Raw genomic sequence first — 15,950 nt, 5'->3', positions numbered from 1 at the left:
ACATTTAAAAAAGAATTCAAGGCCGGAAATTGTTTTGAAGTTCTTTGTAAACCCCTTTCAGATCAGGCTTTCAGCTATTTTGACCTGAAAGAGATTTTTTTATTAAAATTTAAAACTCAAACGTGCAAAACCAAATCTTCCGTTTAATCCGAATTGTGAAACGGCTCTGGAATACGCAAACTGATTGGCATTCGTTAAATCTGCACTCGGAGCGGGTGATAATGTTGGGGTTGTGTTTGTAAAGGCCGGAGTAGACGGATTATTTCGGTCCGGATAAACATCTCCTATATTATTAACCCCAAGTGTTACCCTGAATTTTTCATTGATCTGATATCCGAAAGACAAATCAGTTACAATTTTGGCGCTGTATTCCGGATGCTCGTACACAGAAGAAAATCCGTCTAAGTTTACATCTGTCGCTCCCGGATCGGTCACTTTTCCGAAATAACTGTTTCTTAAATAAATATCCAGTTTTTTGATGTTGAATGTCGTTGTTAAATTGGCTTTCAGTTTCGGAATGGCTGCTTCTAAATACACCCTGCTGGACTCCGGAAAAAAGGAGTATTTAAAAGGTTCTCCGCCGGCATTAATAATAGACTGCGGCACATTTAAATCGCCTACTCGTTTGGTTTCATTATAACTGATGGCAAAATCATTTCTGATGGTGAAATCCTGGATCACATCGTATTTCTGGGAAATCACCACATCTACTCCTTTGGTTTCAGAGTTGATCCCGTTGGTCCAGAAAGAAGCTCTTTCTACCCCTTTCAAATCAAAGGCTTCCTGGAATAACGTTAAGGCTTCTGTCTGTTCCGGTGATGTCGCCCCTGCAATTTGTGCATCTGTCGGTCTTGAATATTGCCCTGTTAAAACGATTCTGTCATCGATTCTTGTAAAATAGGCATCTGTAGCAATCGTAATATTGGCATCGGGAATTTTGAATGTAAAACCTGTACTTATACTTTTAGATTTTTCCGGTTTCAAATTTTCTACCCCAATACTTTTTGCTGCATCAGAGTCATTGGTAAAATAACCTACCTGATAAGGTGAACCATTAATAAACTGAGTGGAGCTGGTTTCAAAATATTTTTGCTGCAACGATGGCGCTCTGAATCCGGTTTGTCCTGAAACTCTCCAATTGATAAAATCATTTAATTTTAAAAGGGAAGCCAGTTTAAAAATCACCGTGTTGCCAAAATCCGAATAGTTCTCAAAGCGGGCTGCTCCGTTTAAAAGCCAGTTTTCTGTCGGGTTGAGTTCTAAATCGACATAAGCCGCAACACTTTTTCGGTCTTTTTCTTTAGCATCTGCAGGCTGAAAACCTGAAAATCCCTGCGCTCCCGCTCCACGTTTGTTACCGAAGAAATCGGTCACAATTAAGGGTGAGGTTGTTGGCAATGTGCCGGAAACAAAATTTCCGTTTACATCATACAATCCGTACGAGGCTTGCTCTCCGGCTTTAATCTGATAATTTTCATATCTGAATTCGCCTCCAAAAGCAACGTTCAAACCTTGTAAAACATCTAATTTCTTTGTGAAATCCAAATTAGTCGTGCTTTGTAAAAACGAAACCTTACCGGCATCAAAACTAGTGGGTGATGCGGTTCCTAAAGTGGCATTTATGGTATTGTTTACGCCATATTTAAAAGAGTTTGTTCCAAGGTTTGAACTGATATCGGTATCAAATCCGAATAACTGCGTGGTAACTCCTACTGCCGCAGAAGCATCCAGAATGTCTGATTCTATTTCCGGCAAAAATCCGTTGGAATACACTTGCGTGAAAGTTCCCGAACCGTTTGGAAGCCTGTTAAAAGCATACGATTTTCCGTTTCTGTATGAAACGCCCCCAAAAGAATAGAGTGATGTAAGCTCTGTTAAAGGATACTTAGCATTATAATACAATTGTCCAGTAGCCAGTTCTGACTGACCAACGCTCATATTATAGTCGCTTCTTTGCTGGCCTCTGTAATTAAGTTCGTTATTGGTAACGTCAAAACTCAAGGCGCTTTGCAGCTGGGCAATGGTAGTCGCAGAGGAAATAGCGGTTTGCTGTGCCGGTGTAAAATAACTCACTTGCGGAGCATATTGCTGCAAAGTACTTATAATCTGAGCTGAATTGGGAGTCGTATTAATATTACTGAACAAAGAATTCACCTGCACTCCATTTTGGGCTGCTCTGTTTTCCACAGCATTGTAGGCGTTAAAAATAACATTATTCCTAATTCCGGCGCGGCTTGTGGCTTGTCTGGTCACCGCACTTCCCGTGAAATTCAGGTAACTTCCTTCTTTTCCCAAAGAGGTGCCGTAGTTTAAATCTACCTGTAACGACTGTCCGTCGCTTCCGCCTTCAAAATTATTGGAACCAGAGGACAAATTTGCTCCGTACTGGATATCCCCTGAAACATATTTGGCATTCTTTTTCAATACAATATTGATTACTCCTGCAATGGCATCAGAACCATATTGCGCGGCAGCTCCGTCTCTTAAAACTTCTATTCGCTCAATCGCGTAAGACGGAATAGCATTTAAATCGGTACCCACAGAACCTCTTCCCGGAGATCCGTTTATGTTTACGAGAGCACTGGTGTGTCTTCTTTTTCCGTTGACCAGAATTAAAACCTGATCGGGTCCCAAACCTCTTAATTGTGCAGGATCAACGTGGTCTGTTCCATCCGCAGTAGACGTCGGATTACTGGTGAAAGAGGGTGCTACATAATTTAAGATCTGAGTAACGCTTGTTTGCGGGGCGCCTTTGGTTATTTCTGAAATGTTGAAGATATCAACAGGAACCGGTACATCTGTTTTTACCCTGTTTTTACTTCTGGAACCTACGATGGTCACTTCAGACAATTCGTTGTTCTGCAAACTATCTTTTTCTGTTTTGTTTTCCTGAGCGTACAATCCGGAGAATGTAGCCAAGCCAAAAAGTACTATTAATTTATTTTTCATCTGATTTAATTGGATATTAGCATTCTGGTTTATAATTGCATTTGATTCTTTATTTCTTACACTTTAGAGCAAAAAAAAACCTCTGCAGCTTGGCAGAGGTTCTTTGTTTATAGTTTTAAAACAATCTACAATAGTCTCTCTGCGGAAGTTTCCGGCATCATACAAGACATATTCTTAGAGATTGATTTCATTTTTTCTTACATTTTCTTCCGGCAAATTTGAGAACTTTTTTTGAAACCGCCAAAGAAAACTTAAAAATATTTCTATTACCCTATCAAAGTAGTATGTTATGTTAAATTTATCCGTATTAAAATAAAAAAAGCATAAGTTTAATTTGCAAATCAAAATGGTTTTATACCTTTGCACGCAAATACAGAGGAAAAATTTGAACTGATTGCAACCTCTTCATAATGAAATGGTTCGTTATGAATACTGAAACGTTTTTGTTTCGGTAGTAAAAAATGCTAAAGCAGACATTCTCCTTTAGCCTTTTTTAGCAATTTTTTTACCTCGCTTAATTTTAATTTAATAAATTATTATGGCTTATTTATTTACGTCAGAATCTGTTAGTGAAGGGCATCCAGACAAAGTTGCAGATCAAATTTCGGATGCATTAATTGACAACTTTCTGGCATTTGATGCTAACTCAAAAGTAGCATGTGAAACTTTAGTTACAACGGGTCAGGTAATTTTGGCCGGTGAAGTAAAATCAAATACCTATCTTGATGTTCAGCAAATTGCCCGTGAGGTAATCCGTAAAATCGGTTACACTAAAAGTGAATATATGTTTGAAGCGAATTCTTGTGGAATTCTTTCGGCTATTCACGAACAGTCTGCCGATATTAATCAGGGTGTTGACAGAGCTAAGCCAGAAGAGCAAGGTGCAGGAGACCAGGGAATGATGTTTGGTTACGCCACTAACGAAACCGAAAACTACATGCCACTGGCACTTGATTTATCTCATAAACTATTACAGGAATTAGCGATCTTAAGACGCGAAAACAAAGAAATCACGTATTTGCGTCCTGATGCAAAATCACAGGTTACTTTAGAATATAGTGATGATAACAAACCAACGCGTATTGATGCGATTGTAATTTCGACTCAACACGACGATTTTGAAGAAGAAGCTACGATGCTTGCTAAGATCAAAAAAGATATTATCGAGATTTTGATTCCGAGAATCATTGCTAAAAACCCGGCTCACGCTCATTTATTCAATGATAAAATTCAGTATCACATTAACCCAACAGGAAAATTCGTAATCGGAGGACCTCACGGAGATACTGGTTTGACAGGAAGAAAAATTATCGTGGATACTTACGGTGGAAAAGGAGCTCACGGTGGTGGTGCTTTCTCCGGAAAAGACCCGAGTAAAGTAGACAGAAGTGCGGCTTACGCTACCCGTCATATCGCTAAAAACTTAGTGGCTGCAGGTGTTGCTGACGAAATCTTAGTACAGGTTTCTTACGCAATTGGTGTGGCTGAACCAATGGGAATCTTTATTGATACTTACGGAACTTCTAAAGTGAACTTAACAAACGGTGAAATCGCTAAAAAAGTAGAAGCTATCTTTGATATGCGTCCTTACTTTATCGAACAGCGTTTGAAATTAAGAAACCCTATTTACAGCGAAACGGCTGCTTACGGACACATGGGACGTACGCCGGAAGTGGTAACCAAAACTTTTTCTGCTCCTGGAGGACATGTAAAAACAGTTACTGTTGAGTTATTTACCTGGGAAAAACTTGATTTCGTAGATAAAGTAAAAGCTGAATTTGGATTGTAAATTTAGATTATTAGACTGTCTTAGATTCTTAGACTGTCTTAGATTTTTAGATTGTTGGATTTTTTGACAATCTTTACTTTTAAACATAAAAAAGCCCGATTTCTAATTTCTAGAAATCGGGCTTTTATTTTTAATTGGTTGTGTTTTTAATACGTTCCGTTTTGCATTTTTTCCAATACTTCTTTCATGTCGTTTAATGTTTCCGGTTCATAAACTGTAGCGGAATATTGCAATGCTTTTTTCTGTAACCCGATTGCTTTCTCTTTCTGTCCGTCTTTGTAATACAGCTGCGCCAGCGTATCTAAATAATACGGATTGTTTTTCGTCACAGCCAGACTGTATTCCGACCATACAATTGCTGATTTCATAAAAGCTGCATTTGCAGGTTTCTCTACCACAGACCAGGCTGCTGTATTGGCTAAATTAGAATGGTATTCCTTAAATGAATTCCATCCGTTATAAGAATACTCGGAATTGGCATCGATTGTCGCAAACAACTGATCTAAGGTCTCGATTACATTTCCTTTCTCCGCAGCTAAATAGGTATTAAAGTATGTACTGAATTCTTTTAAAAAAGTCGTAGTATCGGCACTTTCATCTGTATCCTGACTCAGGTAGGCAAAATAATTTTTATAACATTCAAACCCGCCTTTTCCTATTGCTATTAATTTCTTATAGGTCGAGATTATCTTATTCTGATTGGCAGTTCCTTCAACGCCTTCCTGCGAAACGTAACTGTTTATTTGCAAAGCAGACGAAATATCAGCGCTTAAGTTCGTAACGTTCATAGCCGGTACAGCCGGAGCAACAGCTTCTGTTTTGGCTTTTTCAATAGCGTCGTAATGTTTGATTAAATAATCTATAGAAAGAAAATCTGTATCATTCAACACTCTGTCTTCCTTGAAAAACTGTTTCGAAAAGCCCTGGTTTTTAATTTCTTTCAAAATGGTTTCTACCAAAAGCATATTCGGTTTGGTATCTTTCTGATGGGCTTCTATTAATTTTTTCCAGGTTTGTAAAACCTCTTTTTTATCTAAAGTAACTTTTGGCAGTTTAAAATCGGCTGCATTGTTTTCTGCAACAACAGCTACCTCATAATCCGCTTCATAATCATAAGGCAATTCAAGCAATGCCGCTCTGTTAAAAGTGGCAATCAGATCGGCATCTGTTGCTTTTTTATTTTTTACAACTTTATTAAACGCATTAAAAGCATTTACGCGCTGTACTTTTTTACAAAATTCATCATAATAATTGAATTTGGATTTTTGATCGTTTAACGGTGACTTCGCACTGGTCAGAACATCACCGTCACCATTTAAAATAATGACACTCGGATTGTCCATTTTGTTTGCTTTTAGCCATTTTTTATCATCGGCGGTAGCCAGATAATAATTAAAGATATCGTACTGCGGATCGTAAACATCATACATATTATATCCCACCTGTACTTCCTGCTCTTTTACAAAAGCATCAAACTCAGCTTTTGCCGCTGGATTTTTACTATCTGCATACACTACCAGAAATTTTGTATTTGCCTTTTTAGTTGCAGCGATTGCTTCTTTTAAGCTGTTTTCAATCTTAAATTTAAAATTAATTTTAGGAGAAGCATAAGCACTGTCAACAGTAACTATAGTACTGTCAGCAGCAGTACCGAAATCATCGTTTACTAAAGCGTCTTTTCCGGGATACGTCCAGTTTGAAATGTTTTGCTTTTCAATCGGGGTAACATTCGAAGTTGTTACGGGCTGTGTTTCTTTATCGCTCAAAAAAAGAATTGGGTCTTTTCCTCCCGGGCCAAAAATTTTGAGGTTATTTGTTTTCTGATCGTATACGCCTGAAATGTTTAGATCCCCTAATACATCCAATTCGTATTTAATAGTTACTTCTGAAACATCTTTTGGTAAAGCGTATTTATAAAGCTTAGAGTCGGTTTCATATCCTTCCAAAACCAGATACAGATAATCGGCACGGTCAATTTCGAAGGCTACGTCTATATTTTTCCAATCGGGATCTTCCTTTGTTTTAATATCTGAAAGCCTTTGGTACTGAACCGCCTCGGATCCTTTTTGGGTTCCAATGTAAAATTGATTATAAGAAGGGTCTAAGAATTTAATTTTAATTTTTTCTGCTTTTTTATCCCTTGCAAAAGTTAAATCGAAAGTATTATCTGCTTTTTTATTTTGAGAAAACAATAACGAATCTCCCTTGATCCTGTAATCGCCGGAATAAAATACCAGTTCGTATTTACCGTCATCCAATAAATTTAATTTGATTTTTTGCCCTTTGTTTGTTGATATATAAGTGCCTTTTTCAATACTTTTTGTCTGAGAAAAAGAAACCGATATTAAACAAAAAAACGCGGAGAAACTCCATATAAAATTGCGCATGCTTACCTTTTTTGGTTGTTAATACTAGCACAAAGATATTTTATTCTGATTACAAATGAAGTAACAAAATATTTAATTTTTAGTAATCAAAATACTATAAGTTGTATTTCATCGAAAAAATGATGTAACGCGGCTGTACAGTATATTGTGAAACTCTTGTGGAAAACTGGGAAAAGTTGTCATCGTTAAGATACCTTGTATTTAAAAGGTTTGTCGCGGCAATTTTATATTCCCATTTGCTGTCTTTTTTCTGATAAATCAAACTCGCACTTAAAAAATCATATTCATTATCTACAGTTTTGCCTGAGTTGTAATAATGATAAAATTCATACTCGGAAACAAATGCAAAACTTTCTAAAAAGTAATAATCCAATCGCGCAAAAGGCTTATCGGTATAAAATGTAGAGCCGCTATATTGATTGATTAAGGCATTATATCCAAATTCGATGTTCGGCAGGTTCTTATAATTTGTAGAAGCTTTTATGGTATAACTTTGACTAAAACTTTCCGTTGTGGCCGATTTACCATTTTGGATATTATTGAATTTAGACCAGTTGAAAGTAGCGTTTACAGATGCTTTATAGTTTTTCAGAAACGATCGTCCGTAGTTTCCAATTCCTGAAAAAGTTTCATCGGCAAGATTCGAATTGTAAGGCGTAGAAGACTGGTTGATTCCTGTAAAATCTGCTTCTGTTTTTATGGCTTTTACTTTTTTAGTATAGGTAGCATTTGCAAAAATATTCTCAAAATTGAACATATTGTATTTAAAATAGCGCAGGGAATGAACCTGAGAAGTCGCATTTTCCAGGGAACGATCGCCGCGAAACAAACTGCTGTAATCAGATATCACATAGCCCGCAGCCAATTGGTTAATGTCTGTAAAATCATTGGACAGCGAAAAATTGTATGTTAACGACTCTGATTTTTTGATTTGGTATAAAGCAAAAAAGTCCGGCAATATTTTTGTGAAATTCTGTGAATAATCCGTTCCCAACTGGGTGTTTTTCATAGCGTATGAATGTGCGCTAATCCCGGGTGTCAAAGTAAATTTCCCTGCCAGTATTTTATAATGAAAGCCCAAAAATGTATCATTAAAATTATAGTTCACCTGATTATTATTTTCGGTATTATTCAGGTCATTTTTAGCTCCGTTATCTAACATCTGAAAAATATGGGAGTTAAAATCCTGATACGAATAGGTATTTCCCAAAGTAACATTTATATTACTTTTTGGCGTCACCATATAGTAATAATCCAGCTTAGCATCTATTTTGTTGGTTTTCACAAAACGATCCTGATTCAGATCATTTCTGGCCTGATTGGGATCATAACCGGACAAAACAAAGGGGCGGGATTGCAGATTCGCATTATAAAACGGATTCTCGTCCTGATACAAATGCTGCATTTCAAAGGCAAAAATATTTTTATCACTTTGCGTATAGTACAAACTCAAATTCTGATTGATGGAAGTAGGATCCTGTTTTTTATGGGTCAGAATTGTTTCGGATGCAGCAATAGTATTTACAACCGATTCACGGAGTAAATCAGTATCTTCATCCTGTTTGGATAATTTGGTCAGGATATCGTAATCAAACTGAAGTTTTTCGTTTGGCTTGTAGCTTGAGCTTAGCTTAAACAGCCCCAGGTCATTCTTCTGATGGGTTACTTCATCTCTATTTTGTTTGTTGCCGGAATCTAAAATAGTCGTCTGTGACTTGGTCTCCAAATCTGTTTTCGAGGACGAAAGGATGCCGAAACCGCTAATATTCCATTCTTTGGTAACCGAATAAGCGAAGTTGGTCGCGCCAAATTTGGTTTCAATTTCCTTCGCGCGATTGTTTCGTAAAATTGAAATGCCCAAATCGTTTGATGACACATTAAAATTACTGCCGCCTTTTTTCATCATATTCTTAAACCCTCCGGTGAACTTAAAATAATCCTGTGCCGTAAGTGGCAATTCCCCAATATTATTAAAATTGGTGATTAGGTTAATGCTGTATTTCGGACTGTAATAAAATAACTTGGGATTAATAATGTACCGACTGTCCAGCTCTCCGACTCCGGTTCCTGCTGTCACATCTCCAAACCAGAAGTTCTTTTTACCTTCTTTCAGTTTAATGTTCATAGCCACATTATCCTGATCGTTTTCAAGGCCTTTCAAAGCGCCGACTTCGTTATAATTTCGCAAGACCTGCACTTTATCAATAGCATCCGCCGGAATATTTTTGACTCCCAATTTGGTGTCTCCGTCAAAAAAATCTTTGCCTTCCACCATTAATTTAGAGACTTTTTTTCCTTCTACTTCTATTTCGCCATCGGCATTTACCTCAACACCAGGCAGTTTTTTAAGAATATCTTCGAGTTTCTTTTCCGTCCCGGATTTAAACGAATCGGCATTGTATACAATGGTATCCCCTTTTATCGAAACAGGCATTTCGCGCACAATTTCAACGCCTTCCAGTTCAATTCCGGAGCCATCCATTACGATATTCTGAGCTATATTTGCGGTTTGTGTCGCAATTGTGATTTCCTTTGATTTCATTCCGAGGTAACTGACCTTGATGACATACGAACTGTTGGGTTTCAGCGTTAACTGAAACTTGCCTTTGTCATTGGTAATCCCGTAGGAATCCATTGCTTTTGTAGCTGAATTGACCGCCATAATATTGGCCATTTCCAGTGGATTTTTCTGTTCGTCCTGAATAAAACCATCAAAACGAACGCTTTGCGAAAATGAAATAGAAGTAAATAAAAAGGCGCAGAAACAAAGTATTTTGTTCATGAAGATAAAATTAGAATAAGTAATTTACAGGAAAGGTATTTTTTATCTCCCCCCCATCATTGGAGGTCCACCGGCGCGTCCGCGGTTCATCTCTCTGAATTCCTCCATTTTTTTAATTACCGTTTCGTCGTATTCTTTTTGAGAAACTACTTTCCCTTTTGTGGATGCTTTTATGTTTACTTTCTCTTTAGCATTCAAAACAATTTTCGAACATAAAATAGTGGTTCTTCCGTCGTTTACTTCCAGAATTAAACCCGGTAATCCCCAATAATTTTCAGGCCCCTGATTGACCGGAATTTCCGGCGAATACCAGGCTGTCACTATGATTTCTTTTGGCATTTCGAAATTATCTTCAAAATTGGTTTTCGTTTCTCCGGAAGTCTTTTTCGGATCGGCTTTTTTATCTTCCGGCTTTTTTTCGTCGTTATTTTTAGGCCTGAAATTTCTAAAATCGGTTTTGCTGGCTTCTTTTACAGCAGTTGCTCTGTAGCAGGTATAGCCGCCAATTTGCTTGGTTTCAGGTTCTAATTTCCAGTTTAACTTTGGCAAAGAATCTATTACGAGAAATTCCTTTCCCATGAACTCTTTATCAACGGTATAGGATTTTGTTTTTACATCTTTGTAGAAAGTTCCGCCGCCTCCCATAAAAGAATTCATCATGACACGCATTCCGCCGCCTTGTTGTCCGGGAGCTTCCAGTTTCTCTTCTTCTTTATAAACAGAAGCCGATTTATCAAAGTTTAGGATAAAAGTTTTTTCGAGCATTTTTTTCATTCGCTCTTCTATGTTTTTCTGCATTTCGGGTGTAATATCCCGGTTGCCTCCTCTCATGCCTTCAATTTTAGGAGCCTGCGTTTTGGACTCGTAAACAGCCATTCCCTGAAAATCTTTCTGTGCATGCAGTTGGGTAAAAGCAAACATCAGGAGCAAAAAGTAGTATATATTTTTCATTGGTTTTTTATAAAGTTAGGTAATCTGATAAAGTTACCCTCAAATGTATCATTAATTTTAAAAAGGTAAAAATTAAATATATAAACACCTTCAGGCTCTCGACAGAATGAACTATTAATTAGACCGTTAGAAATCATAAAGGTTTAACGGCAAAATCCTTTCTGCTTTAGCGGTTTCTGTTATAGTTTTTGTAATTTGGCTGTTTATAAACCCTAACGTCATGAGCAGAACAGTGCGCCATTTATTATTTATTCTTTTTATTGGCTGTTGCTCCTCAGTTAGTTTTGCACAAAATAAAAAAATAAAACCTGATACGATTTCCCATTTTAAAACTGATGCAGATGCTTTTTTGGGATATGACTCGTTTGGATATTGCTACCTGATCAAAAACAATGTTTTTCGAAAAGTAAAAGGAAATGAAACTTTTGAATACAAAAACGTTTCGCTTGGAAATATCACGAAAGTCGATTTGCAAAACCCGCTTAAAATTGTATTATTTTATGAAGACTTTAATAGCGTTGTCTTACTCGACAATCAATTGAATAAAATTGCTGAAATTAATTTTTCCCAAAACAATATCCCGATCGTCGTTACGTTTATTGGTATGTCGACACAAAATCAGCTTTGGGTTTATAATTCGCTAAACCAACAGATTGGGCTTTTTGATTATCTGAAAAATGAATACAAAACCGTATCTACTCCGCTAACCGAAACCATTAAATATTACCAGACCGATTTTAATACTTTTTATTGGATCGACAAGAAAAACAACTGGTTCTCCTGTGACATTTTTGGAAAAACAACTGCGCTAGGAAAAATACCGGATTTTGATACCATAGAAATTATGAATACACACCAATATATTTTCAGTAAGGGCAATTTTTTGTTTTTTAAGGACATTTCTGATACAAATTCAACGACAATTTGTGAAATAGAAATTTTAGAAAAAACCTTTGATAAATTCTGTTACAAAGACCAAATTTTATCTATTTTTACAGCTAAAGAAATCACAAATTATAAAATCGTAACACCGTAATGCACATAGCAATAGCAGGAAATATAGGCGCAGGGAAAACAACTTTAACTAAATTATTAGCGAAGCATTTTAAGTGGGAGCCTCATTATGAAGACGTGGTTGACAACCCGTATCTGGATGATTTCTATCATCAGATGGAACGCTGGTCGTTTAATTTACAGATTTATTTCCTCAATAGCCGCTTCCGTCAGGTATTGCAGATTCGTGAAAGCGGAAAAAAAATTGTTCAGGACAGAACCATTTACGAAGACGCCCATATTTTTGCGCCCAACTTATATTCGATGGGATTAATGACAAGCCGTGATTTCGAAAATTACACTTCCTTATTCGAATTAATGGAATCTTTGGTAAAAGCCCCCGATTTATTAATCTATTTAAGAAGTTCTATTCCCAATCTGGTGGGTCAGATTCACAAACGCGGCCGTGAGTATGAAAACTCCATCTCAATTGAATATCTGAGCCGCCTGAACGAAAGATACGAAGCCTGGATTCAAACCTATACCAAAGGAAAATTATTAATAATTGACGTAGACAATATCAATTTCGTGGATAATCCGGAAGACTTAGGAAACATCATCAATCGAATTGATGCTGAACTAAACGGATTGTTTTAGGAATACAGATTTATACGAAATAAAGAATGCCTCTAAATATAATTAGAGGCATTTTTGTTTGTAAAACCTTTTTCAGGATTTTTTATTTATAAATAATTTCTTACTTTTATAACGAATTAAAAATAATTTCCCATATTGGGAAAAAAAATAGTATATTTGCCGTATCATTATGAGAATAATAGCCAAAAGAACATTGCAAAATTTTTGGGAACGATTTCCAAATGCCAAACAACAATTATTATCATGGTATCAAATCTTTGATAAAAGTAATTTCGATAATTCAAATGCAGTAAAGTCATTATTCGGCTCCGCAGATTTTATCGGTAATAATAAAGTTGTTTTTAATATTTGCGGAAATCATTTTCGCCTCATTGCAAAAATTAATTATGAAACCCAGATTGTCTATATTTTATTTGTGGGAACTCACAATGATTATGACAAACTTGGCGACATTAAAAACTTATAAGTAACATGGAAATACGACCTATTAAAACAGAACATGATTATGATCTAGCCCTAGCGAGGGTAAATACTCTTTTTGATGCTAAACCTAATACTGACGAAGGTGACGAATTAGATATATTGGTTACTCTTATAGAAAAATACGAACAAATAAATTACCCGATTCCGGAACCGGATCCTATCGAAGCCATCAAATTTATGATGGAACAAAACGGTCTTACTGATGCCGATTTGGGAATTATTTTAAACAGCCGCTCACGGGTTTCTGAAATTTTTAAACGAAAAAGAGCTTTAACGATTAAACAAATCAGAGTTTTAACGGAAGTCCTTCATATTCCTGCCTCAACTTTGATCAAAGAATATTCTTTAAATCCATAAAAAATGCCTCTAAAAATTTAGAGGCATTTTTTATGGAAATTAGCAATAATTTTATTTCGCTGCTTCAATTTTTGCTTTTACTTCAGCTTCAGTACCTTCATAAACCTCCGTTGTTGTTTTACCGTTCTCCGTTTTGGTCACAGTTCCCACGGTAACGCCGTTAACGGTAGAGAGATTCACCTCAAGACGGTTTTTTTCATATTTTGTAGTATCAAAACAATCTGTTTTTTGGTGTACATATTTACCGTTTGCATCGTAATGCGCCAGGCATTTTGCCGTTTCTTCTGCAGTACAGCCTTTTTCCTTGCACATTTTAATGCATTCTTCTTTGGTCATTCCGGATAAATCTCCACATTTAGAGTCACCAGCTGCATGCATTTCAGTTTTGGCACAACAGGAAGCTTTTCCAGCCATAGCCGAAGCAGCATGGCCTTCCCCTAAAATAGGCGCGATTACCAAACCAATCAGACAAGTCAGTTTGATCAGGATATTCATTGACGGCCCTGAAGTATCTTTAAACGGATCTCCAACCGTATCACCTGTTACAGCTGCTTTATGCGCATCAGAACCTTTGTACGTCATCTCACCATTGATCAGAACTCCTGCTTCAAAAGATTTTTTAGCATTGTCCCAGGCTCCTCCGGCATTGTTCTGGAAAACAGCCCAAAGTACGCCGGAAACAGTAACACCAGCCATATATCCGCCTAACATTTCAGCAATTAACTGATTGTTGTCTGCGTAAACCAATTTTCCTAATAATACAATGGCAATCGGAAAACCAATTGTCAAAATTCCCGGCAGCATCATTTCGCGTAAAGCTGCTTTTGTCGAAATTTCAACACATTTTCCATATTCCGGTTTTCCGGTTCCTTCCATAATTCCGGGAATCTCCTTAAACTGACGACGAACTTCGTACACCATGTCCATCGCGGCTTTCCCAACAGAATTCATAGCCAAAGCAGAGAACACTACAGGAATCATTCCTCCGACAAATAACATCGCTAAAACAGGCGCTTTAAAGATATTAATTCCGTCAATTCCTGTAAAGGTAACATAAGCCGCAAATAAAGCCAGGGAAGTCAACGCTGCAGAAGCAATCGCAAAACCTTTTCCGGTTGCTGCAGTTGTATTTCCTACTGAATCTAAAATATCGGTTCTGGTACGAACTTCTTTTGGCAATTCGCTCATTTCTGCAATTCCTCCGGCGTTATCTGAAATGGGTCCGAAAGCATCAATTGCCAACTGCATGGCCGTCGTTGCCATCATGGCCGAAGCTGCTAAAGCCACACCATAAAAACCTGCTAAAGCATACGAAATCCAGATGGCTGCTGCGAATAACAATACGGTTGGAAAAGTTGAAATCATTCCGGTTGCCAAACCTGCGATAACATTGGTTCCTGCGCCTGTTGAGGATTTCTGAACAATAGCCATAACCGGTTTTGTCCCTAATCCTGTGTAATATTCCGTAACAGATGAAATGGCTCCACCCACTACCAGACCTACTAAAGTGGCATAGAAAACACGCATGGAAGAAATCTGCTGTGCTCCTTCTCCGAAGAATTCCATTGTCATTACTTCAGGTAACATATATCTTACCAAAAAGAAACAAGCAATTGCCGTTAACACAATTGAAACCCAGTTTCCTATATTTAATGCTTTTTGTACTTGTGCTTCTTTAGCATTGTCATCTGATATTTTTACCAATGTGGTTCCGATAATCGAAAATAAAATTCCGAAACCGGCAATTGCCATTGGCAATAAAATTGGACCAATTCCTCCAAAAGCATCCTGAATATTTCCGCCCATATCTTTGATGACATAGTTTCCTAAAACCATCGCAGCTAAAACTGTTGCTACATATGAACCAAACAAATCGGCCCCCATACCTGCTACATCTCCCACATTATCTCCTACGTTATCTGCAATTGTTGCCGGGTTACGCGGATCATCTTCCGGAATTCCGGCTTCCACTTTACCTACTAAATCGGCACCTACATCGGCCGCTTTCGTGTAAATTCCACCGCCAACTCTGGCAAACAATGCGATAGATTCAGCTCCAAGCGAAAATCCTGCTAAAGTCTCTAACACTTTTGTCATATCTTCAGACGAAGTCCAGACGCCATTCATGAATATCTGAAAGAAAACAATAAAGAAACCTGTAAGTCCTAAAACAGCTAAACCTGCAACGCCAAGTCCCATTACGGTTCCGCCTCCAAAAGAAACTTTTAAAGCCTGCGGCAAACTGGTACGGGCTGCCTGTGTTGTTCTGACATTTGTTTTTGTGGCAATTTTCATTCCCATATTTCCCGCTAACGCCGAGAAAAAAGCGCCAAAAATAAACGCTACTACTATTAATATATGTGTGGTTGGAACAATAAATGAAATTCCCGCCAAAACTAAACTGGCCGCGATTACGAAAAAAGTCAGCAACCGGTACTCTGCTTTTAAAAACGCAAGCGCGCCTTCGTAAATGTGATCTGAAATCTCTTTCATTTTGCCATCGCCGGCATCTTGTTTTAAAACCCAACTCCTTTTTATTCCCATGAAAAGTAATCCTAAAACTGCCATAACGATTGGCAAATAAATCATAAATGAATTCATA

At 37.3% G+C, this 15,950-nt stretch carries 10 protein-coding genes; 5 read left to right on the top strand and 5 right to left on the bottom strand.

Annotation, left to right across the window (positions count from 1 at the left end; translation table 11 throughout):
* Positions 1 to 102: 102 nt before the first annotated feature.
* Positions 103 to 2,949, bottom strand: a complete 2,847-nt coding sequence (locus GJU43_RS00740; protein ID WP_154338953.1) for a TonB-dependent siderophore receptor — start codon at positions 2,947 to 2,949, stop codon at positions 103 to 105.
* Positions 2,950 to 3,487: 538 nt separating this feature from the next.
* Here GJU43_RS00740 and metK point away from each other — a divergent pair.
* On the top strand, positions 3,488 to 4,738 hold the full coding sequence (gene metK, locus GJU43_RS00735) for a methionine adenosyltransferase (protein ID WP_127337849.1): 1,251 nt from the start codon (positions 3,488 to 3,490) through the stop codon (positions 4,736 to 4,738).
* A gap of 146 nt (positions 4,739 to 4,884) precedes the next feature.
* On the opposite strand, the gene GJU43_RS00730 is transcribed toward metK, so the two are convergent.
* The 3 genes from GJU43_RS00730 to GJU43_RS00720 all read right to left on the bottom strand — a co-directional run bounded on the left by GJU43_RS00730 (position 4,885) and on the right by GJU43_RS00720 (position 10,858).
* Entirely contained in the window at positions 4,885 to 7,125 is a 2,241-nt protein-coding gene (locus GJU43_RS00730) for a hypothetical protein (RefSeq protein WP_154338952.1), read from the bottom strand.
* A 94-nt stretch (positions 7,126 to 7,219) separates the two neighbouring features.
* Entirely contained in the window at positions 7,220 to 9,907 is a 2,688-nt protein-coding gene (locus GJU43_RS00725; RefSeq protein ID WP_154338951.1) for a carboxypeptidase-like regulatory domain-containing protein, read from the bottom strand.
* A gap of 42 nt (positions 9,908 to 9,949) precedes the next feature.
* Positions 9,950 to 10,858, bottom strand: coding sequence for a GLPGLI family protein (locus GJU43_RS00720; protein ID WP_154338950.1), 909 nt, complete (start codon positions 10,856 to 10,858; stop codon positions 9,950 to 9,952).
* A gap of 220 nt (positions 10,859 to 11,078) precedes the next feature.
* Between GJU43_RS00720 and GJU43_RS00715 the strand changes: the two genes are divergently transcribed.
* From GJU43_RS00715 to GJU43_RS00700, 4 genes are all read left to right on the top strand, one after another.
* Positions 11,079 to 11,894, top strand: coding sequence for a hypothetical protein (locus GJU43_RS00715; protein ID WP_154338949.1), 816 nt, complete (start codon positions 11,079 to 11,081; stop codon positions 11,892 to 11,894).
* Entirely contained in the window at positions 11,894 to 12,508 is a 615-nt protein-coding gene (locus tag GJU43_RS00710) for a deoxynucleoside kinase (protein WP_154338948.1), read from the top strand. Before GJU43_RS00715 ends, GJU43_RS00710 begins: the two co-directional genes overlap by 1 nt.
* 169 nt (positions 12,509 to 12,677) lie before the next feature.
* Positions 12,678 to 12,974: a type II toxin-antitoxin system HigB family toxin gene (locus GJU43_RS00705; protein ID WP_154338947.1), complete on the top strand. Its 297-nt coding sequence runs from the start codon at positions 12,678 to 12,680 to the stop codon at positions 12,972 to 12,974.
* A gap of 5 nt (positions 12,975 to 12,979) precedes the next feature.
* Positions 12,980 to 13,348, top strand: a complete 369-nt coding sequence (locus GJU43_RS00700) for a type II toxin-antitoxin system HigA family antitoxin (protein WP_154338946.1) — start codon at positions 12,980 to 12,982, stop codon at positions 13,346 to 13,348.
* Positions 13,349 to 13,399: 51 nt separating this feature from the next.
* Here the strand turns inward: GJU43_RS00700 and GJU43_RS00695 are convergent, their stop codons facing one another.
* Complete coding sequence (locus GJU43_RS00695; protein WP_154338945.1) at positions 13,400 to 15,949, bottom strand: sodium-translocating pyrophosphatase; 2,550 nt, start codon at positions 15,947 to 15,949, stop codon at positions 13,400 to 13,402.
* Position 15,950 lies beyond the last annotated feature (1 nt).

The organism is Flavobacterium sp. LC2016-23 (genome assembly GCF_009674775.1).
GTDB lineage: Bacteria > Bacteroidota > Bacteroidia > Flavobacteriales > Flavobacteriaceae > Flavobacterium.
The sequence above is the reverse complement of the archived record's forward strand: the minus strand, read 5'-3'. Positions and strand labels throughout refer to the sequence as shown.

Coding starts and splice junctions, on each gene's coding strand:
- GJU43_RS00695 (WP_154338945.1), bottom strand. CDS start 15,949: ATGAATTCATTTATGATTTATTTGCCAATCGTTATGGCAGTTTTAGGA.
- GJU43_RS00715 (WP_154338949.1), top strand. CDS start 11,079: ATGAGCAGAACAGTGCGCCATTTATTATTTATTCTTTTTATTGGCTGT.
- metK (WP_127337849.1), top strand. CDS start 3,488: ATGGCTTATTTATTTACGTCAGAATCTGTTAGTGAAGGGCATCCAGAC.
- GJU43_RS00705 (WP_154338947.1), top strand. CDS start 12,678: ATGAGAATAATAGCCAAAAGAACATTGCAAAATTTTTGGGAACGATTT.
- GJU43_RS00720 (WP_154338950.1), bottom strand. CDS start 10,858: ATGAAAAATATATACTACTTTTTGCTCCTGATGTTTGCTTTTACCCAA.
- GJU43_RS00700 (WP_154338946.1), top strand. CDS start 12,980: ATGGAAATACGACCTATTAAAACAGAACATGATTATGATCTAGCCCTA.
- GJU43_RS00740 (WP_154338953.1), bottom strand. CDS start 2,949: ATGAAAAATAAATTAATAGTACTTTTTGGCTTGGCTACATTCTCCGGA.
- GJU43_RS00730 (WP_154338952.1), bottom strand. CDS start 7,125: ATGCGCAATTTTATATGGAGTTTCTCCGCGTTTTTTTGTTTAATATCG.
- GJU43_RS00710 (WP_154338948.1), top strand. CDS start 11,894: ATGCACATAGCAATAGCAGGAAATATAGGCGCAGGGAAAACAACTTTA.
- GJU43_RS00725 (WP_154338951.1), bottom strand. CDS start 9,907: ATGAACAAAATACTTTGTTTCTGCGCCTTTTTATTTACTTCTATTTCA.